Source organism: Pseudomonas sp. 1 (genome assembly GCF_056626735.1).
The window spans coordinates 128,135-150,401 of the sequence record NZ_JBWXMQ010000010.1; the positions used below are offsets into that span (position 1 = coordinate 128,135).

Sequence of the window (22,267 nt, forward strand, 5' to 3'; positions counted from 1 at the left end):
GTCATGGATCTTTACACCTATTACCGTTCCACCTCGTCGTACCGGGTGCGGATTGCGCTGGCACTCAAGGGCCTCGACTATCAGGCGCTGCCGGTCAATCTGATCGCAGCGCCTGGCGGCGAGCATCGGCAACCGGCGTATCTGGCGATCAATCCTCAGGGCCGGGTGCCGGCGCTGCGCACGGACGAAGGCAAGTTGCTGATCCAGTCGCCGGCAATCATCGAATACCTGGAAGAGCGTTATCCACAGGTGCCGTTGCTCCCCGAGGACCTCGTTGCCCGTGCCCAGGTGCGCGGTGTGGCGGCGGTGATCGGCTGCGACGTGCATCCGCTGCACAACGTCAGCGTGCTCAATCGCCTGCGCGGGTTGGGGCATGACGAGCCGCAGGTCAACGAGTGGATCGGCCACTGGATCAGTCAGGGGCTGGCGACGGTGGAGCAATTGATCGGCGACAGCGGTTTCTGTTTTGGCGAGTGGCCGTGTGTGGCTGACGTTTACCTGATTGCGCAGTTGTACGCGGCCGAGCGGTTCAACGTTTCGCTGGAGGCCTATCCACGGATTCGCCGGGTCGCCGCGTTGGCCGCTGAACATCCGGCGTTCATTGCGGCGCATCCGGCGAATCAGCCGGACACACCGTAACCCTTGTGGGAGCGAGCTTGCTCGCGAAGAGGGGGGGGGCCGCCAGCAATGTCGCCTGACTGACCGCTTTCGCGAGCAAGCTCGCTCCCACAATAGATCTGCGCTGTGACCAAAAAATCATAAAAACAAAACAGGTACCTTGCGATGCACAACCAGATTGCCAGCTTCCGGGCGGCACTCGACGCCCGTCCTGTGTCCCGCTTTCAGTGGTTGCTCCTGATTCTTCTCGCCTTGCTGCTGGTCACCGACGGCTATGACGCCCAGGTGCTCGGTTACGTGGTGCCGGCACTGGCGCAGGACTGGGGCCTGGAAAAGTCCGCGTTCGGCCCGGTGTTCAGCGCCAACTTGCTGGGTCTGACGCTTGGCTCCCTCGCGGTGACGCCTCTGGCCGACCGCTTCGGCGTTCGACGGATTCTGCTCGCCTGCGTGCTGATCTACGCCAGCCTCACCGTGCTGATGGTGTTCGCCGATTCCCTGAATACCCTGATGATCGCGCGCTTCATCTGCGGTATCGGCATGGGCGGCGCGATGCCCAGCGCCATGGCGCTGATGTCGGAATATTCACCGCCACGCCTGCGTACGCTGATGGTGACGCTGGCGGCTTGCGGCTTCTCGTTCGGCGGTGCGGCCGGTGGTTTTGTGGCGGCCGGGTTCATCGACCGGTTCGGCTGGCAGGCGGTGTTCCTCGCCGGTGGTGTCACGCCGTTGCTGCTGTTTCCGTTTCTCTGGTGGATGTTGCCGGAATCCTTGCCGCGTCTTCTACGTGATGCGCCGCCCTATGCGCGCCTGCGCAAGGTCACCGCACGCATGCTGCCGGAGTGGCAACCGCCCGCCGCATCGGTCGAGCAGAACGAACGCGAGCAGGGCAGCAAGCTGACCGTGGTGGAATTGTTCCGCAACGGTTATGCGCGTCCGACCTTGCTGATCTGGGCAACCTTTTTCGTCAGCCTGATCCTGCTGTATTTCATGATCAGTTGGCTGCCGTCGCTGCTGCTGGAAAGTGGCCTGAAACTCAACGAAGCGAACCTGGTGACGTCGATGTTCCTGTTCGCCGGTACGCTCGGCGCGATCTGCATGGCGTGGTTCGCCGATCGATTGAAAAGCAAGGTGCGACTGTTGTCCGGCGTGCTGGCTGGCGCGGCGGTGTGCACGATTCTGCTGGGCCTGAATCACGACAACCCGCGTTATCTGGTGGCCTGTGTGTTCGCGGCAGGGTTCTGCATCATCGGCGGGCAACTGACGCTCAATGCGTTCGCCAGCAATTTCTATCCGGCCCAGGTTCGCGCCACCGGCACTGGCTGGGCATTGGGAGTCGGGCGATTCGGCTCGATTCTCGGGCCGCTGTTCGGCAGCCTGTTGCTGGCGATGCACATTCCGGTGGAGCAGATTTTCTTCTTCTGCGCGATTCCGGCGGTGATCGCGGCGTTGCTGATCATTCAGGTGCGTTCGCCTTCGCAGGTTGCGCAAGATCCTGTGGGAGCGAGCTTGCTCGCGAAGAACGATAACGCGGTTTGACTGATCGACCGCGTCGCCTGATTCGCGAGCAAGCTCGCTCCCACAAGGGATCAGTGGACGACTGAGTTGGGTGGCAGATGTCCCAGCCGCTCCGTCAGGCGAAGTCGCTGAATCGGGTCGTCACTGAGCAACAGCGCGTGCTCCAGATCGAAACGCTCGGCGTTCGGGCAATCAAGGCGCTGGTACAGACTGGCCCGGGCCAGGTAATCGGCGGCGCTGGCGTTGCCCAGTTCGAGCACGCGCTCGGCATCAATCAGCGCCGCGATGAAATCGTCGTGGGTCAGGTGCAACTGGCGCAGGTTGCGTGACAGACGCTGAAGCATCTGCACCGGCTCGGCAGTCAGCAGGTGGTCGGCGTTGAGTTTCATCTGATGGCCGTACTGGCGATGCAGCAGTTCGCGGCAATCGTTCGGGTACAGGCGCCGCCCGCCGCACGGATCGAGCAGGTGATCGGCTCCGGGCACTTTCAGCAGGAAGTGCCCGGGGAAGTTCACGCCAACCAGCGGGATCTCCAGACCACGGGCCAGTTCCAGGGCGATCAGTGCCAGCGCCAGCGGCTGGCCGCGTTTGGTCTGCATGACTTTGTGCACCATCGCGGCCTGCGGACGCAGCGGTACGAAATCATCCTGGGCAAAACCGAGGTCGGTCATGCGCCGCAGCAACGGTTGCGCCAGTTCGCTGACCGGAAGCAACGGCAAGCCATAACTGACTCGCTGCTGCAGTTCCTTGAATTCCTGCAACAGCGCTTCGGGATCGGCTTGTTTGTCGTGTTCGGCGGCCATCCACAACGCGGCTTCGAACAGCGCGGGCGGTGAACGGTGCAGACAATCGAAGAAACGTTGGCGCGGACTCATCAAAATCTCCGGAGCATGCCTCGTTTTAGCCCCGTCTTTGCCATTCGTCCAGTGTCGGGGCTGCTCTGCCATCGGGTTATGCCGCAACGTATTGGTCGCTGTCGGGCCTTATTCCCGTGCGCTTCAGCAATTTTTGGGCGCAAGCCTATACTGGCGTCTACCAGAAGTGATTCGGGAGCCTGCCGATGTTTGCTCTCATGCAAAGCACTCGCCTGGAATCGCTGCACCTTAGCGTTGATCCGGTGTCCGGATTGAAGGCGGTCATTGCCATCCATAACAGTCGCCTCGGGCCAGCCCTGGGCGGTTGTCGTTATCTTGCCTACCCGAACGACGAATCTGCGGTCGAGGACGCCATACGCCTGGCCCAGGGCATGAGCTACAAGGCCGCGCTGGCCGGTCTTGCTCAGGGCGGCGGGGTGGCCGTGATCGTGCGGCCGGTCCACGTGGAAAACCGCGCTGCATTGTTTGAAGCCTTCGGCCGTTGCATCGATCAGCTCGACGGGCGCTACATCACCGCCATCGACAGCGGCACCTCGGTGGCGGACATGGATTGCATCGCCCAGCAGACTCAGCATGTCACCAGCACTACTTCAGCCGGCGACCCGGCGCCGCATGCCGCGATGGGCGTGTTCACCGGGATTCGCGCCACGGCCATGGCACGGCTGGGGAGCGACAATCTCGAAGGCTTGCGCGTGGCGATTCAGGGGTTGGGCAATGTCGGGTTTGCGCTCGCGGAGCAGTTGCACGCAGCGGGCGCCGAACTGCTGGTCAGCGACATCGACCACGGCAAGGTGCAACTGGCGATGGAACAGCTCAACGCCCATCCGATTGCCAACGACGCATTGCTCAGCACGCCGTGCGACATCCTCGCACCGTGCGGCCTTGGCGGTGTGCTTAACAGCCACACGGTCACCCAGTTGCGCTGCTCGGCGGTGGCGGGCTCGGCCAACAATCAGCTGACGCATCTGGACGTCGCCGATCAACTGGAACGGCGCGGCATCCTGTATGCACCCGATTACGTGATCAATGCCGGCGGGCTGATCTACGTTTCCCTCAAGCACCGGGGCGAAGAACTGACGACCATCACTGCGCACCTGTCGAAAATCAGTTCGCGGCTGACGGAAGTGTTTGCCCATGCCCAGGCGGAAAAACGTTCACCGGCGCGGGTGGCGGACGAACTGGCGGAAAAGGTGTTGTACCGCTGAGGTTTGTCCGGGCATGAAAAAGCCCCTGAGTCTTTCAACTCAGGGGCTATTCAATTCAAGTGCCGATTACTTCGCAGCCTTTGCCGCCTTGGCAGGTTTGGCCGGCGCTTCTGCCGGTTCAGCCACCTCTGCAGGCTCGGTTGCCACAACCGGTGCCGCTGGTGCGTTGATCAGCTCCGACAATGCGTCAGGCTGGCTCTTGAACGCCCGGGCGAACACATCGCGGTTCTTCGCCATGAAGATCCCGACTTCTTCCACTTGCTGCTCGCTCAACGAAGGAACGGCTTTTTCCAGCACTTCGGCCAACAGTTCGGCCAGTTCGAGCATTTTGTCATGACGGTCAGCTTCGGCTTTATCCATGAACAAGCGCTCCAGATCTCGGCTGCTGCGGTATACCACTTCGACGGCCATTCACCACCTCACATGCCTTCACATTAAGTTGTCTTTGCGACTACTGTATCTATATACAGCGAAAAGGATAAGCGAATCCCTGCGCTTTGGGTAGTGGCTTTTCAATGTAGACCGGATTCGGATTTTGTCAGCCCTGCGCCTGCGCGCAGGTGCGACCAAACGCCACGGCGCGGGTTTTGCGTCACCTCGCCATCATGGCGTGGCCTCTTTTCTGCATGCATCTGCGTACGTGCGCAATAACCGTCACGTCCAGCACGCAACATCCGCTCGAACCGGGCTAAGGAACCTTCATCGTGAAAATCAACTGGGCCGAGAAACTGCGGCAAAACGTGCATCAACTGGCCGAGTCCCTGGGCAACCTGTTCGTCGAGACTTTCCACTACCTGGCGCTGTTTGCCATCGGTGCGGTGACCGCGTGGGCGGCGGTGATGGAATTTCTCGGGATGCTCGAGGAAGGGCACATCAAGATCGATGACATTCTGTTGCTGTTCATCTATCTGGAACTGGGGGCGATGGTCGGGATTTATTTCAAGACCAACCACATGCCGGTGCGCTTTCTGATCTACGTGGCGATCACGGCACTGACGCGCCTGCTGATCTCCAACGTCTCCCACCACAATCCGCCAGACATGGGCATCATCTACCTGTGCGGCGGGATTCTGCTGCTGGCGTTTTCGATCCTGGTGGTGCGTTACGCCTCATCGCAATTCCCTTCGGTGAAAATCGAGAACCCGCACCGCAAGATCGGCACGGGTTCCAGTGAACATCCTGAAGTGGAGAAGGGCGAACTCTAGAGGCCGGCAGCTGGCCGGGGCTGATGTCTGGCCTGACGCGGTGGCGGAGTGATTCCGTCGCCGCGGGTCATGGCGTCGAGGATCGCCATGGCGCTATGGCCCTGCTCGATGGCGATGCCGAACTGAATGCTTTGCACCAGGCGCTTGAGGCGCTTGGGGTCGTTGCGCTGTTCGGCGCTGATCATCCGTTTGGCGACGATCCGGCCGCCGTTGGAAAGGGTCAGCATGATGCTGCCGTCGAGCCCCTGAATGCTCAGGTTGATCTGATAGTCCGGCGCGAAGGCATCGGTAATGATCTGAAAAGGATTGTCCATGATGCGTCACCGCCTGATTGAACGTGCAGTTGTTGACCGGCCTTGATCGGGTTGGTTCGCCAAACCTGACCATCGGCCCTTCCGTGGTCCCGTCTCCTTCAGCGATGTAGCAAGGGACATGCCGGGAATATTGTCGAACAATGAAACCGTTCAAAAAGAAGGCGAGCCCATGGCTCGCCTTCTTCGTTTGCGGCTCGTTTCAGGGCAGAACCGAGTAGATGATCGCTGACAGTGCAATCAGACCGATCAGCACCACGAACACGTTGGACGCCTGGCCCGAATACTGGCGCAAGGCTGGCACGCGGCGGATGGCGTACATCGGCATCAGGAACAACAGGCAGGCAATCACCGGGCCGCCGAGGGTTTCGATCATGCCGAGGATGCTCGGGTTGAAGGTCGCCACGGCCCAACAGCTGAGGATCATGAACAGCGCGGTTGCACGGTTCAGCCAGCTCGCCGACATCACCCGGCCACGGCTGCGCAGACTTTTGACGATCATGCCCTGGAAGCCTTCGCTGGCGCCGATGTAGTGGCCGAGGAAGGATTTGGTGATCGCCACCAGCGCGATCAGCGGCGCAGCGTAAGCGATGACCGGGGTCTGGAAGTGGTTGGCCAGGTACGACAGGATCGAGATGTTTTGCGCCTTGGCCGCTGCCAGATCCGCCGGCGACAGCGCCAGCACGCAGCTGAAGCAAAAGAACATCACCGTGACAACCATCATGCCGTGAGCCATGGCGAGAATGCCGCTGCTCTTGCGCTCGGCCTGATCGCCATAGCGCTGTTTCTGGTCGACGGCGAAGGCGGAAATGATCGGCGAATGGTTGAACGAGAACACCATCACCGGGATCGCCAGCCACAGGGTCTTGAGGAACACCGACATTTCCATCGGTTCCCGGGCACTGGCGAAGAATGCACCGTTCCAGTTCGGAATCAGGCTGATGCCGAGCAACAGCAACGCGGCGACGAACGGATAGACCAGCACGCTCATGGCTTTGACGATCACGCTCTGACCGCAACGGACGATGGCCATCAGACCGAGGATCAGCGCCAGCGACAGCACCGCGCGCGGCGGCGGGGCGATGTGCAATTGATGTTCAAGGAAGCTGCCCAGGGTGTTGGTCAGCGCCACGCTGTACACCAGCAGGATCGGGAAAATCGCAAAGAAATACAGCAGCGTGATCAGCTTGCCGGCGCCGATGCCGAAGTGTTCTTCCACCACTTCGGTGATGTCGCCGGAGCGGCCCGACAGCACGAAGCGGGTCAGGCCCCGGTGCGCGAAAAAAGTCATCGGGAATGCCAGCACCGCCAGGATCAGCAACGGCCAGAAGCCGCCGACACCGGCGTTGATCGGCAGGAACAAGGTGCCGGCACCGATGGCCGTGCCGTACAGGCCGAGCATCCAGGTGGTGTCGAATTTGCTCCAGCCCTTGTGGGCGATTTCGTTGTTGCATGTGCGGTCTACAGCGGGATTCTCGGCAGCAGGTGTGCGTACATCGGTCATCGTTTTTGCCTCGTTATTATTCTTGCTCGGGCTCACGTGTTACGGGCGGTCAGGGAGCGCTCCTCAGCACTCCACCCAGCTCACGGCCAGGCCGCCCCGTGAAGTCTCTTTGTATTTGTCATGCATGTCGGCGCCGGTATCGCGCATGGTGCGGATCACCCGGTCGAGGGAAATGAAGTGTTTGCCGTCGCCGCGCAGGGCCATTTGCGTGGCGTTGATCGCCTTCACCGCAGCGATGGCGTTGCGCTCGATGCATGGCACCTGCACGAGCCCGCCGACCGGGTCGCAGGTCAGACCGAGGTTGTGTTCCAGGCCGATTTCGGCGGCGTTTTCCAGTTGTTCCGGCGTGGCGCCGAGCACATCGGCGAGCCCCGCAGCAGCCATCGCACAGGCAGAGCCGACTTCGCCCTGGCAGCCGACTTCGGCGCCGGAGATCGAAGCGTTTTTCTTGCACAGGATGCCGACCGCTGCCGCGCCCAGAAAGAACGCAACCACGTCATCGTCGGACGCATCCGGATTGAATTTCATGTAGTAGTGCAGAACGGCCGGGATGATCCCGGCGGCGCCGTTGGTCGGCGCGGTGACCATGCGCCCGCCGGCGGCGTTCTCTTCGTTGACGGCGAGGGCGAACAGATTGACCCACTCCATCGCCGACAGGGTCGAACTGATCACGTTCGGCTTGCCGATTTCCAGCAGGCTGCGGTGCAATTTCGCGGCACGACGCGGCACATTCAGACCGCCAGGCAGGACGCCTTCGTGACGCAGGCCCTGCTCGACGCATTCGCGCATCACCGACCAGATGTGCAGCAGGCCCTGACGGATTTCGGCGTCGCTGCGCCAGGCCCGTTCGTTGGCCATCATCAGTTCGGAAACCCGCAGGTTGTGCTGCTTGCACAGCGCCAGTAGTTCGACGGCGCTGGAGAATTCGTAAGGCAACTCGACGTCGCCGGCCGGCACTACACCGGATTCGGCTTCGTCCGCTTCGATGATGAAACCGCCGCCGACCGAGTAGTACGTTTGCTCGAACAGTTGCCCGGATGCACCGAAGGCTGTCAGCGACATGGCGTTCGGGTGGTAGGGCAGGCTCTCGTCCAGCAGCAGGAGATCGTGCTGCCAGTTGAAGGCGATCGAACGTTCACCGGCCAGAGACAGTTGGCCGGTTTCGCGCAGTTGCTGGATGCGCGGTTCGATGGTCGATGGATCGATGCTGTCCGGCCATTCGCCCATCAAGCCCATGACCGTCGCGCGGTCTGTGGCATGGCCGACACCGGTGGCCGAAAGCGAGCCGTACAAGCGGATTTCCACTCGCTGCACATCATTCAGCAAACGCTGGTCGATCAGGGCTTGGGCGAAGGTCGCGGCGGCGCGCATCGGGCCGACGGTGTGGGAGCTGGACGGGCCGATGCCGACTTTGAATAGATCGAAAACACTGATAGCCATGCTAAACCCTTACAAGCAATGGAGTAGGAATCGCTGCCATTTTTTGTAGGACAAGCGCAATGTCGGCGATACTGCCTGCCTCGCTACAACGTGACTAACGAAACTTCCTAAGTAAGCCTTTAGCAGGACTAAACCATGAGTCGTCAATTGCATGCCCAGACTTACGTCTGGCTGCAGGTGTTTTCCTGTGCCGCGCGGCACCTGTCATTCACCCGTTGTGCCGAAGAACTGCACATCACGCCGGGAGCGGTGAGTCAGCAAATCCGACAGCTGGAAGAGCGCCTGGGCTTTCGTCTGTTTCACCGTCGTGCGCGGGGTGTGGAGCTGAGTGCGGAAGGGCAGCGACTGGCGATTACGGTCAACGAGGCTTACGGCAGCATCGATGCGGAATTGCGTCGTCTTGATGCAGGGATGATCAGCGGGATTCTGCGGCTGCGCTCGATTCCGTCGTTCCTCAGCAAATGGCTGACCCCGCGCCTGCCGCGTCTGCAACAGCGTTATCCCGACATACAGCTGCGGCTGGTGGCCGAGGACAGCAGCGTGCCGTTACATGAAGGGGATTTCGACCTGGCCATCGACCTGAACGATGGCAGCTATCCGGGACTGTTATCCACAGCCTTGCTCGATGAGCAGATTTTTCCGGTGTGCGCGCCGGGCCTTCTGCGTGGGCGACCACCGCTGCATGGGCCGGCGGATCTGGTGCATTTCCCACTGTTGCACGACATCACTGCCTGGCGCGGCAGCTACGAATACGCGGAGTGGGAGTTTTATCTCAATGCCATCGGTTTCGAGGGCGCCGATGTGCGGCGCGGGCACACATTCAATCGCAACCACCTGACCATCGAAGCAGCGATTGCCGGTATGGGCGTGGCGATTGCCCGGCGCACGCTGCTCAACGACGAGTTGGAGCGGGGAACGCTGATTGTGCCGTTCGGGATTTCGGTGCCCAATCACAAGCGCTATGTCTTGCTCTACTCGCCGGGGGCGTTGAGCCATCCGGGTGTGCGGGCGGTGCATGACTGGCTGGTGGAAGAGGCGGGGATTTTTCGCAGCCTGCACCCGTTGGGTGATGGCCAATTGTGAGCAGATTTTTCGGGGTGGCGGGGCGATGCAACTCCCGACCTTACCAGCGCTTTGCTCGGTTGTCCGGCTTTTTTTGCGTATGAATATTTATCTTTTTTAAGGGGTTGAAATGTTCGTCCGGCGGGCCGATTGTTGTAATCAAGAGGTCACGAAATCCTGTTCCAGGCCTCTTGCGAGCTAGCTGAAATAAGGGATGAACTATGCAAATCCAAGTCAACAGCGACAACCATATTCAAAGCAGCAAACGACTGGAGGAGTGGGTACGCACCACAATTGAGAGCACGCTCGACCGTTATGAGGAAGACCTGACCCGTGTCGAAGTCCATCTGAGCGACGAGAACGGTGACAAGCCGGGTCCCCATGACTTGCGCTGCCAACTGGAAGCGCGGCCGAAAGGCCATCAACCGATTTCCGTCACCCACAAAGCCGATTCGCTGGAACAGGCGATCGATGGTGCAGCCGAAAAACTGGAGCACGCGCTGGAGCACCTGTTTGGCAAACTGCGCGGCAAACCGCGGGCCGCTGTGGTGCCATTCACAAGCAAAGCCAATGACAAGCTGTTGGCGGAAGAGTTTGACGAAAACGAACAGGCAGCGATCAACAGTTGATGCGCTGATTTTCCAAGCCACCCAATGAGAAAGGGCCTGCAATTGCAGGCCCTTTCTGTTTTCGGCAGGGATCAGAAAGCAACGGAAGTCTGCACGTACACCGTGCGCGGCTCACCGACATACTTGCCTTTGTTGTTGTCATCGAACGAACGGGTGAAGTACTGGGTGTTGAAGATGTTCTTCACCCCCACCGCCACGTTCAGGTCCGACAACTGCGGGCCGAAGTCTTGGCGTAAGTGGCGTAGACATCGAAGCCGGCCAGCGCCGGGCTCAAGTCGTCGAGAGCGTAATTGACGCTGGTCTCGATGCCCTGATGCCGGGTTTCACCACGGGCGATCACCGAGTCGTTGGTCTGGTTGCTTTCGTACTGGTTGTCGAAGTTGATCAGGAATGCGCCGATCTCCGCTCGCAGCGCACCGTTGTCGTAACGGGTACCGACTTCCCAGGTGCGGGCCTTTTCCGGTTTCACTTATTCGCATTGTTGGGCTGTCAGTGATGCCCGGCAATCAGACTCTTTTGCGTATGAGAATATTTATCATTAATATCGCATGCCTGCCGTCCCGGTCTGTTGACCGGGCGTTAACCGTTTCAGGGTCGAAACATGAAAGCCAAACTCGCCACTCTCCCCATGTCCTATCGTCTGGCCGTCACTTCGCGGGTGCTCGCGGCGGTGCTTGGCGGCTATCTGGTCGCGGCGCTGGCCAGTGTCACGCTGACACTGTGGTTGCCGCTGAACCGCGCCGAAGCGGTTGTCACCGGCATGACCGTTTCGTTTCTGGTCTATCTGGTGGCGGTGCTCTGGTGTTTCGCCTGTCGTACGGCGTGGTCGGCGTGGGTCGGTCTGCTGGTGCCGAGCGTGATCCTGGCGACCGTGTCCGGGGCTGCGCGCGGTCTGGGGCTGGCATGAAAGAAGGCTTTCGGCAGGCGATGGCCTGGCTGCACACCTGGACCGGGCTGGTCTTTGGCTGGCTATTGTTCGCGATTTTCCTGACCGGAACCCTGGCCTATTTCAAGGATGAAACCAGTCACTGGATGCGGCCGGAGATCGTCGCCCATCCATTGGATGCCGAAAAAAGCCTGACGCTGGCCCAGCAGTATCTGCAACAACAAGCCCCCGACGCCACACGCTGGATCATCGGTTTGCCCGACGCCCGCGATCCCGGCCTGAGCGTGGGCTGGCAGCAGTCGCCCGCCAGGCCCGGCGAACGCGGCGCATTCATCCGCAAGACCCTCGACGCAGAGACCGGTGCCGAAGTACAGGCCCGGGAAAGCATGGGCGGCGAGTTCTTCTATCGCTTCCATTTCCAGCTGCAAATGCCTTACCCGTGGGGCCGCTGGCTCTCGACCATCGCCGCCATGGTGATGTTCGTCGCGCTGATCACCGGGATCATCACCCACAAGAAAATCTTCAAGGACTTCTTCACCTTCCGCCCGCGCAAGGGCCAGCGTTCGTGGCTCGACGGGCACAATGCGGTGGGCGTGCTGGTGCTGCCGTTTCATCTGATGATCACCTACAGCAGCTTGGTGATTTTCATGTCGATGGTGATGCCGGCAAGCATTCTGGCTTCGTACGGCGACAACGTCCGGGCGTTTTACGACGAGGTATTTCCCGCCTCCAATATTCCCGAGCGAGCCAATCAACCGGCGACACTGGCACCGCTGGCGTCCCTTGTGCTGGCGGCCAGCGAGCAATGGTCGGGCGGGCATGTCGGACGTATCAGCGTCAACAATCCGGGCGACGCCAATGCCTCGGTGGTGATGTCCCGCGCGAGCTCCGACCGTGTGGTGAACGACTCCGGTAGCGCCGTAACCTTCAACGGTGTCAGCGGACAAATCATTGGCAGCGTGCCTGAGCAGCCAATGGCGATGGCGATTGCCGGCAGTTTCTACGGGTTGCACATGGGCCACTTTGCTGGGCCGGTGTTGCGTTGGCTGTATTTCATCTGCGGTCTGGCGGGCACGGCGATGATTGGTACCGGGCTGGTGATCTGGCTCGGCAAGCGTCAGCTTAAACACGCCAAAACCGGTGTGATGCCTTTCGAATTGCGGCTGGTTGAAGTGTTGAACATCGCCAGCATGGCCGGGCTGGTGGCAGCGATTGCCGTGTTCTTCTGGGCCAATCGTCTGCTGCCGGTGAGTCTGGCCGGGCGTGCCGATTGGGAAGTGAACGCGTTCTTTATCACCTGGGGGCTGAGCGTGGCCCATGCGATGTTGCGGCCGGGGCGCAAGGCCTGGGTCGAACAGCTGTCGCTGGGGGCCGCGTTGTTTGTCGCGGTGCCGGTTCTCAATGGCCTGACCACGCCTTATCACCTCGGCGTGACAGTGCCCGAAGGCGACTGGGTCTTGGCCGGTTTTGACCTGACGTGTCTGGGCAGCGGACTCTTCCTGGCCTGGGCCGCCCGGAAAATGCAGCGCGCCGGGCACTCCGTCAGCGTGATAAAACCGGTCCGCGAAAAGACCCGGCCGATCACCCTTGAGCAAGGGGCGAATTGAATGTTGCTTGCGCTGTTGCTTTGCTATTGCGCATTCACCGCGCTGTGCCTGGCGATGCCCCGGCATCACGAAGAACTGCTGGGCCACAAACCTTCAGCTCGCCTTCGTCAAGGTCTGAAACTGGCGGGCTGGTTGTTGTTGGGGTTGTCGCTCTGGGCGGCGGTTTCCATGAAAGGCTGGAGCTTCGGCCTGGTCCACTGGTGCGCGGTATTGATGCTCAGTGCGTTGACGCTGGTGCTGTTGTTGCCCTATCGCCCGCGTCTGGCATTGACCATGGCCGGACTGAGCCTGCTCGCCAGCCCGGTCGCTGCGTGGGTCTTGAACTGACATGCTGATCGGCCATCCTCCCGAACACCGCGACGACGAACCCCATGGCGCCCGTGCGCATTTTCTTCAGGTGTTCCTGTCCCAGCGTTCGCAGATGGAAGCGCTGGTGAACCGGCGCGTCGGTTGCCGGGCGACGGCGGCGGATCTGGTGCAGGACCTGTTCCTGCGTTTCTGGCGTCGGCCGTTGGTGCAGGTCGAAGAGCTCAGCACTTATCTGTTGCGTTGTGCCGGCAATATCGCCATCGATCATTTGCGCAGTGAAGGCGCGCGGGTGCGGGTCAACGAAGGCTGGCAACCGGATGAGCCCGACAGCAGCGCCAGCGAACCGCAGGCGGCGCTCGAAGCGGGCAACGATTTGCGCCACGTCGAAGCGGCGTTGCGTGCGTTGCCCGAACGCACGCGGCAGATCTTTTTGCTCAATCGCATCCACGGGCGCAAGTACTCCGAGATCGCTAGGGCCATGGGCCTGTCCCAAAGCGCTGTGGAAAAACATATGATGCGCGCCCTCGAGGCCTGCAAGGCCAGCCTGCGCGAACCCGCGCCACGCCTGCCAGGGAAAGCACCGTGAACAACACCGACCGCGTCATCCCGACGCCCGCTCAGGAACAGGCCGCTTTCGCCTGGCTGAGCCTGCTGCACGATCACCCGAGCACCGGTGATCAATTGACCTTCAGCCAGTGGCTGCACGCTGACCCGGCCCACGCCGAGGCCTATGCCCAGGCGCAAGTGGTGTGGGAATTGAGCGAAGAGCCGGCGCGCACCTTGGCCGGCGAAGACGCGCTGGCATTGCAGGGTTTGCTTGATGCGATGGACCGGCCGCGCCGTGTACCGCTGCGACGCTGGACTGGCGCGCTGGCGATGGCGGCCTGTCTGCTGTTGATGATCAGCCTCGGGACAGGTTGGCAGCCGCAGCGCTGGATCGATGATCTGGGCGCCGATTACGTGTCGGCACCGGGCGAGATCCGCACCGTGACCCTGGCCGATCAATCGCAGGTGACGCTGGACGCGGATAGCGCCATCGCGGTGAATTTCAATCACGGCGAGCGGCATGTGCAATTGCGCCGCGGCGCCGGATTTTTCAGCGTGACCCACACCGGTGATCCTTTTGTGGTCGAGGCCGAGAAGGGCCGGGCGCGGGTGCTCGGCACGCAGTTCGAAGTGCGCCTGCAACCTCATGGCGCGCAGGTCACCGTGCTGTCAGGACGCGTCGGTGTGACGGCGGCGCGTGATGCCGAGCAGCAGATTCTCACCGCCGGCCAGCAAGTGGCGTACGGCGCAGGCACTGCGGAAAAACTGCATGCCGTAGACAGCGAAACGCAGTTGGCGTGGCGTCAGGGCTGGCTGACTTACTACAAGTCGACACTGGCCGATGTGGTGCAGGATCTTCGCCGCTATTACCCCGGACGGATCGTGTTGCTCAACGACGAACTGGGCGCACGAAAGGTCAGCGGCAGCTTTCCGAGCAAGGATCCGCAAGCCGTTTTGAATTCCCTGCAAGGGGTTCTGGGATTCGAGCAGCATCAAGTGCTGGGGCATCTGATAATTCTTCGCTGACTTTGCTGGCCCCTTCGCGAGCAAGCTCGCTCCCACAGGGAGTGCATTCCAAGGTGGGAGGTGGGAGTGAGCTTGCTCGCGAAGGCGTCGGCAGCGACAACGAAAATATTTTCAACTTTGTGGTGAGGTAAACCCGGACGCCATCCGTGTAGTGACTGAAACTGCGAGTCATTCGCATCCGTTGCGGTTCTACACAGGTCATGAGCAATGAAGTCCAGGGCAAAATCGGGTTTGGTCAAACAGTGGTTAGGCGTTTCGGCCTTGGGTTTTTCGGCGTTGGCCCTGTTGCCGGTGAGCGTGGCGCTGGCCGCTGAAACAGTCAGCAGTCAGCCGCAAAAGCAATTCAGTTTTTCTCTGGCAGCCAAGCCGCTGCCTCAGGCCCTGAGTGATTTCAGCCGCGTCACCGGACAGAGCGTGGTCTACACCGATGAGGCGCCTTACGGTCTGACCGCTCCAGCGCTCAACGGCCAGATGAGTGTCGAACAGGCGCTGCAACGTCTGCTCACAGGCTCCGGCCTGACCTTCCGTCGCACCGACAGCCATACCCTGGCGCTCGAACCGCAACCGACCGCAGGCGCATTGAACCTCGGCGCGACCACCATCACCTCGGTGGCCAACCAGCCGATGAGTTATCAGCCACCGGAAACCAGTTCGGTGATGCGTTCTTCCGCTTCGCTGCAGGAAATTCCGCAGACCGTCAACGTGATCCCGGCCCAGGTCATTCGCGATCAGGCACCCCGCAATCTCGATGACGCCCTGGCCAACGTCAGCGGCATTACCCAGGGCAACACTTTGGGCAGTACCCAGGATTCGGTGATGACCCGTGGCTTCGGCGATAACCGCAACGGCTCGATCATGCGCGACGGCATGCCGGTGGTGCAGGGCCGTGGCTTGAACGCGACCGTTGATCGCGTCGAAGTGCTCAAGGGACCGGCCTCGCTGCTCTACGGGATTCAGGATCCGGGCGGCGTGGTCAACATGGTCAGCAAGAAGCCCGAACTGACCCAGTACAACGCCCTGACGCTGCGCGGCTCGACCTACGGCGACGGCAAGAATGGCAGCGGCGGCTCCTTCGACAGCACTGGCGCACTGGGGGATTCCGGCCTCGCGTATCGCATGGTGCTCGATCACGAAGACGAAGATTACTGGCGCAACTTCGGCACGCATCGTGAAACCCTGATCGCGCCGTCGCTGGCCTGGTATGGCGAGCGAACCAAGCTGTTGTTCGCCTACGAGCATCGAGAATTTCTGACGCCATTTGATCGCGGAACCCTGATCGACCCACGCACCAACCATCCGCTGGACATCTCGCGCAACGAGCGCCTCGACGAAAAATTCAACGACATGGAAGGGCGCTCGGATCTCTATCACTTCGAGGCCGACCACGAACTCAACGACGACTGGAAAGCCCATTTCGGCTATAGCTGGAACCGCGAAACCTACGATGCCAGCCAGGTTCGCGTCACCGCGATCGACACCAAAAAAGGCACGCTGACCCGCAGCATGGATGGCACCCGAGGCGCGATCAGCACCGACCGTTTCACCACCGCCAGCCTCGAAGGCAAGGTCAACGTGCTGGGCATGCAACATGACCTGGTGTTCGGCGTCGACGACGAATACCGCAAGATCTATCGCGCCGACCTGATCCGCCAGAAAAGCCTGAGCACCTTCAGTTACGTCAACCCGGTCTACGGCCGTGAAGTTGAAGGCACCACCGTCAGCCCGGCGGACAGCGCGCAGACCGATCTGCTGCGCAGCGATTCGGTGTTCCTGCAGGACTCGATCCACCTCAACGACCAGTGGATCCTGGTAGCTGGCGGGCGTTTCCAGGAGTACGACCAGTACGCCGGCAAAGGCGTGCCGTTCAAGGCCAACACCGACAGCAACGGCCAGAAGTGGGTGCCGCGCGCAGGTCTGGTGTATCGCTACACCGACGAACTGTCGTTCTACGGCAGCTACACCGAATCGTTCAAACCCAACTCGACCATCGCCCCGCTGAGCGGCAGCAGTACCGTGCTCGACGGCAGCATCGCGCCGGAAGAAGCCAAATCCTGGGAGCTGGGCGCACGTCTGGATATACCGGGACGCATCACCGGCAACGTCGCGCTGTTCGACATCAAGAAACGCAACGTGCTGGTGGCCAACGCCGAAGGCCCGACCACGATCTACAGCGCCGCCGGTGAAGTACGCTCCCGTGGTCTGGAAGTCGATCTGACCGGCCAGCTCAGCGACCGCTGGAGCATGATCGGCAGCTACGCCTACACCGACGCCGAGGTCACGGAAGATCCGGACTACAAAGGCAACCGGCTGCAAAACGTGGCGAAGAATAGCGGCTCGTTGTCGGCGGTCTATGACTTCGGCAGCGTGATCGGTGGCGATCAGCTTCGGGTCGGTGCCGGAGCGCGCTATGTCGGTGAACGAGCGGGTAACGCGGTGAATGATTTCGATCTTCCGAGCTACACCGTGGCCGATGCGTTCGCCACTTACGACACCCGGGTTGAGGGGCAGAAGGTCAAGTTCCAGCTCAACGTGAAGAACCTGTTCGACCGCACTTACTACACCTCGGCGGCGAGCCGGTTCTTCGTGTCGATGGGCGATTCGCGGCAGATTTCGTTGTCGAGCACCCTGGAGTTCTGATCAGCGCAAAAACGCCTGGCGATACTCGCCGGGCGTTCCACCCAGCACCTGGCGAAAGCGGTTGGTGAAGTGGCTGGCGCTGGCAAATCCGCACGCCAGAGCAATCTCCCCCAGCGGCAACGCCGTTGCGCGCAACAACTCCCGCGCCCGGCTCAAGCGCCGCGCCAGCACGTACTGATGTGGCGGCAAGCCAAAACTCACCCGGAACATCCGCGCAAAGTGGTATTCCGACAACGCACACAACCCCGCCAGTTGCCCGAGGCTGATCGGCTCGGCCAATTGGCTGTCGATGAATTCCGCCAGTTGCCGGCGTTGATGCGGCGCCAGCCCACCCTTGAGGCGCAAGCCCTGACGTACGCCGACCTGACTCAGCAAGGTATGGCTGATCAATTCGTGGGCCAGGCTACTGGTCAGTAAACGCTCGCCGGGTTCGTCCCAGTTCAGCGTCAGCAACTGGCGAAACCGTCGGGCCTGTTGCGGATCCTCCAGAAAAGTCTGTTCGCGCAACTGCATTTCCCGTGGCTCGCGGTCCAGCAGCGTCACGCAACCGAGGGCAAATTGTTCGGCGCTGAAATACAGGTGGGCCAGACGAATATCACCGTTGATGACCCAACCCGATTCATGGTCGGCCGGCAGGATGCACAACTTGTCCGGGCCACCCTTGATAGCGGGTTCGCCACGGCGGAAGGTACCGGTGCCGCCAGCGATGTAGCAGGAGAGGGTGTGATGGCTTGGCGCTTCATATTCCTGGGCGTCGTGGTGATTGGTCCACAAAGCTGCAGACAAGCCGTCACCCAGTTCGGCGCTGTGCACAAGGCGTGCATTGGGCGAATTGTTGAGCGCTTGAAAGACTTGCAGGGTATCGATGGCGGCCATGATCGGTTCTCTTCAACGCCTTGCATCCTACTCCCTGGATTTCGCGCTGGCAGCCTGCGCACCGACAAAAGCGCAAGTTTATGCAAGCGAGGGGCGAGGGCACAGGCGGACACTGAAAGCCAATCAAGGAGTGTCTGCCATGAACCTGTCGTTGTATCTGTTGACCGTGCTGATCTGGGGCACCACCTGGATCGCCCTGAAGTGGCAACTGGGCGTGGTGGCGATTCCGGTGTCGATCGTCTATCGCTTCGGTCTCGCCGCGCTGGTGCTGTTTGCGCTGTTGCTGCTCAGCCGTCGCCTGCAACCGATGAACCGGCGCGGGCATTTGATCTGTGTGGCGCAGGGCTTGTGCCTGTTCTGCGTCAACTTCATGTGTTTCCTGACCGCCAGTCAGTGGATTCCCAGCGGTCTGGTGGCGGTGGTGTTTTCCACCGCGACCTTGTGGAACGCGCTGAATGCGCGGGTGTTCTTCGGCCAGCGTATCGCGCGCAATGTGCTGATGGGTGGGGCGCTGGGGCTGTGTGGTCTGGGCCTGTTGTTCTGGCCCGAACTGGCCGGGCATCACGCCAGTCCGCAAACCCTGCTCGGCCTTGGCCTGGCACTCTGCGGCACCTTGTGTTTTTCGGCGGGCAACATGTTGTCGAGCCTGCAACAGAAGGCCGGTCTCAAGCCGCTGACTACCAATGCGTGGGGCATGGCTTACGGTGCAGCGATGCTGTCGGTGTGGTGCCTGGTCAAAGGCATTCCGTTCGAGATGGAATGGACGTCGCGCTACATCGGCGCTCTGCTGTACCTGGTCATCCCCGGTTCGGTGATCGGTTTCACCGCGTACCTGACGCTGGTCGGTCGCATGGGGCCGGAACGCGCAGCTTATTGCACCGTGCTGTTCCCGGTGGTGGCGCTGAACGTTTCGGCCTTTGCCGAAGGCTATCAATGGACGGCGCCGGCATTGGTGGGTCTGGTGCTGGTGATGTTGGGCAATGTGTTGGTGTTTCGCAAACCCAAACCCGACATTGCCATGGTCGCCAAACCTGCACATTGAATATTGAATGTTCAACTGTCGACTTTCATTACCAGAAAGATAAGTGCCGGTAATAGAAAGTCGACAATGCTTTGTGCCCACTTCATGGCATTCCAGTCTTCTGATTGATCCATGTCGAACCATTCAATGCCAATGACTTGCAGGCAAAAATAATAAATAAACAGCGCCACGAGAAATCCCAGTACGGCATATTTCTTGGCTTCATGAAACTGCTCGTCTGATGCATTTATATTCTTTGCAAGTTGATAGCCTCCCAACAGGCAGGCTGAAGTAAATATGGTCTCCAGTGTCATGATCATCCAGTAGATCCGGTGATGCATCATTTCCGAGTTGATCGACCGGTACATCAAATGGCTGCCTGTCGTATCCATGCTCAGGATATGACCAAGGTAAATGTAGTTTGAGTTGTAATCGGTGGCGTTGCTGAAAACAATCAGGGCGCCCAGAATACCTACCATGAAAACGATTGCAACTTTACTTCTTCGAATAAGTTGGGAGGTTTTAAGATAAGTCATTATTGATTCTCCGTGAGTAGTGTCTGTCCGTTGGCAGATGACTCTCGGGATTCTATAGCGAGTATAAAGAAGTTGGGTGAGGAGTCGTTTTCAAGTTGTGTAGTTAAAGGGGGTTAATAACTTCAGGCCATTTGGGAAACAGGTTTAAAACAGACGGGGCCGGGAAACTTTTACTCCAGCCCCGTGGATCGTCAGTCCTTCCAGACTTGCGGATTAACCAGATCCTGCGGCCGTTCGCCGAGCAGGGCGCTGCGCAGATTGGCCAGCGCACGGTTGGCCATGGCTTCACGGGTTTCATTGGTGGCCGAGCCGATGTGCGGCAGGGTGACAGCGTTTTTCAGCTGGAACAGCGGCGATTCGGCCAGCGGTTCTTTTTCGTAGACGTCGAGGCCGGCGCCGCGAATGCGGTTGTTCTGCAACGCTTCGATCAGTGCCGGCTCGTCGACCACGGGGCCGCGGGAGATGTTCACCAGAATCGCGTCCGGCTTCATCAGCGCCAGTTCGCGATGACTGATCAAGTGGCGGGTTTTGTCGCTCAGTGGCACGACAAGGCAGACGAAATCGGCTTCGGCCAGCAGTTGGTCAAGGCTGCGGAACTGCGCGCCGAGTTCCTGTTCCAGTCCGGTCTTGCGGCTGTTGCCGCTGTAGAGAATCGGCATGTTGAAGCCGAAGCGGCCGCGACGGGCGACGGCGGCGCCGATGTTGCCCATGCCGACGATGCCCAGAGTCTTGCCGTATACGTCGCAGCCGAACAGCGATGCGCCGACGCTGGCCTGCCATTGGCCGGCCTTGGTCCAGGCGTCCAGTTCGGCGACGCGGCGGGCGCTGCTCATGATCAGGGCGAAGGCCAGGTCAGCGGTGCTTTCGGTGAGGACGTCCGGGGTGTTGGTGAGCATGATCCCGCGTTCGTTGAAGTAGGCGAGGTCGTAGTTGTCGTAGCCGACGGAGACGCTGGAGACCACTTCGAGTTTTGCGGCGTTTTCCAGTTGGGCCTTGCCGAGTTTGCGTCCGACGCCGATCAGGCCGTGGGCGTGGGGCAGGGCTTCGTTGAACTGGGCGTTGATGTCGCCGTTTTTCGGGTTGGGGACGATGACGTCGAAGTCCTGTTGCAGACGTTCGATCATGGGTGGGGTGATTCGGCTGAAGGCCAGGACTGTTTTTTTCATTGGCATTGGGCTCGGGCTTGGCGGCTTACGTGATTGCCAAGCAAGCTAACATTTTCTGTTTGGAGTTGTCTTGGCGGCCTTTGGGCCGACCAGAATTTTGGGGTTTTGGGTTTATATCCGTTTTTTCGGATGTTGCGGATTATGGTTCCGCCCTTACGGCGGGTCACTTTTGACAAACGCCTCAAAAGTAACCAAAAAGGCTTGGCCCCTGCGTTCGGCACCTCGCTGTGGCTCGGTGTTCCTTCGTTCCGGGATTGATCCGGGGGGCATCGCCTACGGTTTGCTTCGCTGCACCTCCTCTCGATGTGTTTGGCTTCGCCAAACGGTCGCTTCGCTCCCACCCCCGGATCAATCCCTACACTCAGCCTTCCGATGGGGCCGGTACGTCAAGAGCGGTACTCGAGCTAACGCTCATTGTGTTGAGTGGTGGGAAGCGGAAAGCAGAAGCAGAAAGCAGAAGCAGAAGCAGAAAGCAGAAAGCAGAAAGCAGAAAGCAGAAAGCGGACTGCTTTTGCTTTGATCGTTCCCACGCTCCGCGTGGGAATGCAGCCCGGGACGCTCTGCGTCCCAATCGATCTGCCAGCGAATGCAGTCGGCGCTGGCAGGTCGGTTTTGTCGGAACGGCTTAGCTGTGTGTTGGGCAACGCTGAACTTCGACGTTGTCCAGCACCCGATTCACCGCCAGTTCCGCCAGCATGATTACTTGCTGAATACCCAGGATGCGGTGCCGCTGCGGTGTGTCGAAAAAAGCCGCTACATCACTGGCCATGGCACTGGCGGTGGCCAGGGATTCGCAGGCGTGGGCCAGCAGGCTTTCGTCGTCCATGTCCGGGGCGACCTGGAACATCTTGCTTGGTCGGCGACTGGAGCATTTTTTCGGGAAGGGGTTGAGGTGATGGTCGAGGGCGCGTTCGGCAGCCTCGTGGAGTTTTTTTGAATCGGCGGACTCGTAGGGCGAGGTGTCGTTGGTTTCAGGGGGATTCGGAGTAAGTTTTTTCATGGCATAGATCCTTAAGTCTTGGAGGAGCTGCCATTCTTCGTTTTCCAGGCGAAAGAGGTGGCAGCTGTACGCGGACTGGAAAAACCGGAAAGGATCAAACCCGGCAGACCCGGAGGTCTCCCACGTACAGCTACCATAACGTCGCGAAAAAACGCCGCATTATGTCATGGGCTGTGATCCTGAACTTCGGGTTTTCCAGACCCGGCCGCCGATGCGTCAGCGACCCCAAAAGCCTATCCACCTCGTTTCCGAGGGACAACCGACACGACTTGTCGGAAACATCCGCCAAAAAC

At 60.3% G+C, this 22,267-nt stretch carries 21 protein-coding genes and 2 pseudogenes; 13 read left to right on the top strand and 10 right to left on the bottom strand.

Annotation, left to right across the window (positions count from 1 at the left end):
- Positions 1-3: 3 nt before the first annotated feature.
- Together maiA and AC1MDC_RS16815 are read left to right on the top strand one after the other, a co-directional pair.
- Positions 4-639 (top strand): maleylacetoacetate isomerase, encoded by a 636-nt coding sequence (maiA, locus tag AC1MDC_RS16810; RefSeq protein WP_085698507.1) that lies wholly within the window; start codon positions 4-6, stop codon positions 637-639.
- A gap of 144 nt (positions 640-783) precedes the next feature.
- Complete coding sequence (locus tag AC1MDC_RS16815; RefSeq protein WP_085698508.1) at positions 784-2,154, top strand: MFS transporter; 1,371 nt, start codon at positions 784-786, stop codon at positions 2,152-2,154.
- Positions 2,155-2,204: 50 nt separating this feature from the next.
- Here the strand turns inward: AC1MDC_RS16815 and AC1MDC_RS16820 are convergent, their stop codons facing one another.
- Positions 2,205-3,008, bottom strand: a complete 804-nt coding sequence (locus AC1MDC_RS16820; protein WP_007957252.1) for a SirB1 family protein — start codon at positions 3,006-3,008, stop codon at positions 2,205-2,207.
- Positions 3,009-3,193: 185 nt separating this feature from the next.
- Between AC1MDC_RS16820 and AC1MDC_RS16825 the strand changes: the two genes are divergently transcribed.
- Positions 3,194-4,213 (top strand): Glu/Leu/Phe/Val dehydrogenase family protein, encoded by a 1,020-nt coding sequence (locus AC1MDC_RS16825; RefSeq protein ID WP_085698509.1) that lies wholly within the window; start codon positions 3,194-3,196, stop codon positions 4,211-4,213.
- Positions 4,214-4,366: 153 nt separating this feature from the next.
- Here the strand turns inward: AC1MDC_RS16825 and AC1MDC_RS16830 are convergent.
- Positions 4,367-4,624 (bottom strand): annotated as a pseudogene (locus AC1MDC_RS16830) (YebG family protein); the annotation flags it as partial.
- Positions 4,625-4,917: 293 nt separating this feature from the next.
- Here AC1MDC_RS16830 and AC1MDC_RS16835 point away from each other — a divergent pair.
- Positions 4,918-5,418 (top strand): phosphate-starvation-inducible protein PsiE, encoded by a 501-nt coding sequence (locus AC1MDC_RS16835; protein ID WP_007957255.1) that lies wholly within the window; start codon positions 4,918-4,920, stop codon positions 5,416-5,418.
- Here AC1MDC_RS16835 and AC1MDC_RS16840 read toward each other — a convergent pair.
- The 3 genes from AC1MDC_RS16840 to AC1MDC_RS16850 all read right to left on the bottom strand — a co-directional run bounded on the left by AC1MDC_RS16840 (position 5,415) and on the right by AC1MDC_RS16850 (position 8,673).
- Entirely contained in the window at positions 5,415-5,732 is a 318-nt protein-coding gene (locus AC1MDC_RS16840) for a DUF3509 domain-containing protein (RefSeq protein WP_085698510.1), read from the bottom strand. The two genes, AC1MDC_RS16835 and AC1MDC_RS16840, sit on opposite strands and share 4 nt — an antisense overlap.
- Positions 5,733-5,931: 199 nt before the next feature.
- Entirely contained in the window at positions 5,932-7,233 is a 1,302-nt protein-coding gene (locus AC1MDC_RS16845; RefSeq protein WP_085698511.1) for an HAAAP family serine/threonine permease, read from the bottom strand.
- 63 nt (positions 7,234-7,296) lie between these two features.
- Positions 7,297-8,673, bottom strand: a complete 1,377-nt coding sequence (locus AC1MDC_RS16850) for an L-serine ammonia-lyase (RefSeq protein ID WP_266202108.1) — start codon at positions 8,671-8,673, stop codon at positions 7,297-7,299.
- A gap of 135 nt (positions 8,674-8,808) precedes the next feature.
- Between AC1MDC_RS16850 and AC1MDC_RS16855 the strand changes: the two genes are divergently transcribed.
- Entirely contained in the window at positions 8,809-9,756 is a 948-nt protein-coding gene (locus AC1MDC_RS16855; RefSeq protein ID WP_085698513.1) for a LysR substrate-binding domain-containing protein, read from the top strand.
- Between the two features lie 200 nt (positions 9,757-9,956).
- The gene (locus tag AC1MDC_RS16860; protein WP_011332524.1) at positions 9,957-10,364 is read left to right on the top strand and encodes an HPF/RaiA family ribosome-associated protein; all 408 of its coding nucleotides are present in this window, start codon (positions 9,957-9,959) and stop codon (positions 10,362-10,364) included.
- A gap of 71 nt (positions 10,365-10,435) precedes the next feature.
- On the opposite strand, the pseudogene AC1MDC_RS16865 reads toward AC1MDC_RS16860, so the two are convergent.
- Positions 10,436-10,833: pseudogene (locus tag AC1MDC_RS16865) on the bottom strand (TonB-dependent receptor domain-containing protein); the annotation flags it as partial.
- A 132-nt stretch (positions 10,834-10,965) separates the two neighbouring features.
- Between AC1MDC_RS16865 and AC1MDC_RS16870 the strand changes: the two are divergent.
- From AC1MDC_RS16870 to AC1MDC_RS16895, 6 genes are all read left to right on the top strand, one after another.
- Positions 10,966-11,271 carry a DUF3649 domain-containing protein gene (locus AC1MDC_RS16870; RefSeq protein ID WP_480393377.1) on the top strand — a complete coding sequence of 102 codons (306 nt, stop codon included), beginning with the start codon at positions 10,966-10,968 and terminating at the stop codon, positions 11,269-11,271.
- Complete coding sequence (locus tag AC1MDC_RS16875; protein WP_480393378.1) at positions 11,268-12,857, top strand: PepSY-associated TM helix domain-containing protein; 1,590 nt, start codon at positions 11,268-11,270, stop codon at positions 12,855-12,857. The genes AC1MDC_RS16870 and AC1MDC_RS16875 overlap by 4 nt, the downstream gene beginning before the upstream one ends.
- Entirely contained in the window at positions 12,858-13,184 is a 327-nt protein-coding gene (locus AC1MDC_RS16880) for a DUF3325 domain-containing protein (RefSeq protein WP_085698517.1), read from the top strand.
- Position 13,185: 1 nt separating this feature from the next.
- Positions 13,186-13,752, top strand: a complete 567-nt coding sequence (locus AC1MDC_RS16885) for an RNA polymerase sigma factor (protein ID WP_480393379.1) — start codon at positions 13,186-13,188, stop codon at positions 13,750-13,752.
- Positions 13,749-14,738: a FecR family protein gene (locus tag AC1MDC_RS16890; protein WP_480393380.1), complete on the top strand. Its 990-nt coding sequence runs from the start codon at positions 13,749-13,751 to the stop codon at positions 14,736-14,738. The genes AC1MDC_RS16885 and AC1MDC_RS16890 overlap by 4 nt, the downstream gene beginning before the upstream one ends.
- 207 nt (positions 14,739-14,945) lie before the next feature.
- A complete protein-coding gene (locus tag AC1MDC_RS16895) occupies positions 14,946-17,375 on the top strand; it encodes a TonB-dependent siderophore receptor (RefSeq protein ID WP_480393381.1) in 2,430 nt (809 codons plus the stop codon).
- On the opposite strand, the gene AC1MDC_RS16900 is transcribed toward AC1MDC_RS16895, so the two are convergent.
- Positions 17,376-18,251, bottom strand: coding sequence for a helix-turn-helix domain-containing protein (locus tag AC1MDC_RS16900; RefSeq protein WP_227234507.1), 876 nt, complete (start codon positions 18,249-18,251; stop codon positions 17,376-17,378).
- A 139-nt stretch (positions 18,252-18,390) separates the two neighbouring features.
- On the opposite strand from AC1MDC_RS16900, the gene AC1MDC_RS16905 reads away from it, so the two are divergent.
- A complete protein-coding gene (locus AC1MDC_RS16905) occupies positions 18,391-19,293 on the top strand; it encodes a DMT family transporter (protein WP_085702510.1) in 903 nt (300 codons plus the stop codon).
- A gap of 11 nt (positions 19,294-19,304) precedes the next feature.
- On the opposite strand, the gene AC1MDC_RS16910 is transcribed toward AC1MDC_RS16905, so the two are convergent.
- From AC1MDC_RS16910 to AC1MDC_RS16920, 3 genes are all read right to left on the bottom strand, one after another.
- A complete protein-coding gene (locus AC1MDC_RS16910; protein ID WP_085698523.1) occupies positions 19,305-19,808 on the bottom strand; it encodes a DUF2165 domain-containing protein in 504 nt (167 codons plus the stop codon).
- Between the two features lie 191 nt (positions 19,809-19,999).
- Complete coding sequence (locus AC1MDC_RS16915; RefSeq protein WP_085698524.1) at positions 20,000-20,974, bottom strand: 2-hydroxyacid dehydrogenase; 975 nt, start codon at positions 20,972-20,974, stop codon at positions 20,000-20,002.
- Between the two features lie 625 nt (positions 20,975-21,599).
- Positions 21,600-21,974 (bottom strand): DUF6124 family protein, encoded by a 375-nt coding sequence (locus AC1MDC_RS16920; protein WP_085698525.1) that lies wholly within the window; start codon positions 21,972-21,974, stop codon positions 21,600-21,602.
- Positions 21,975-22,267: the final 293 nt, after the last annotated feature.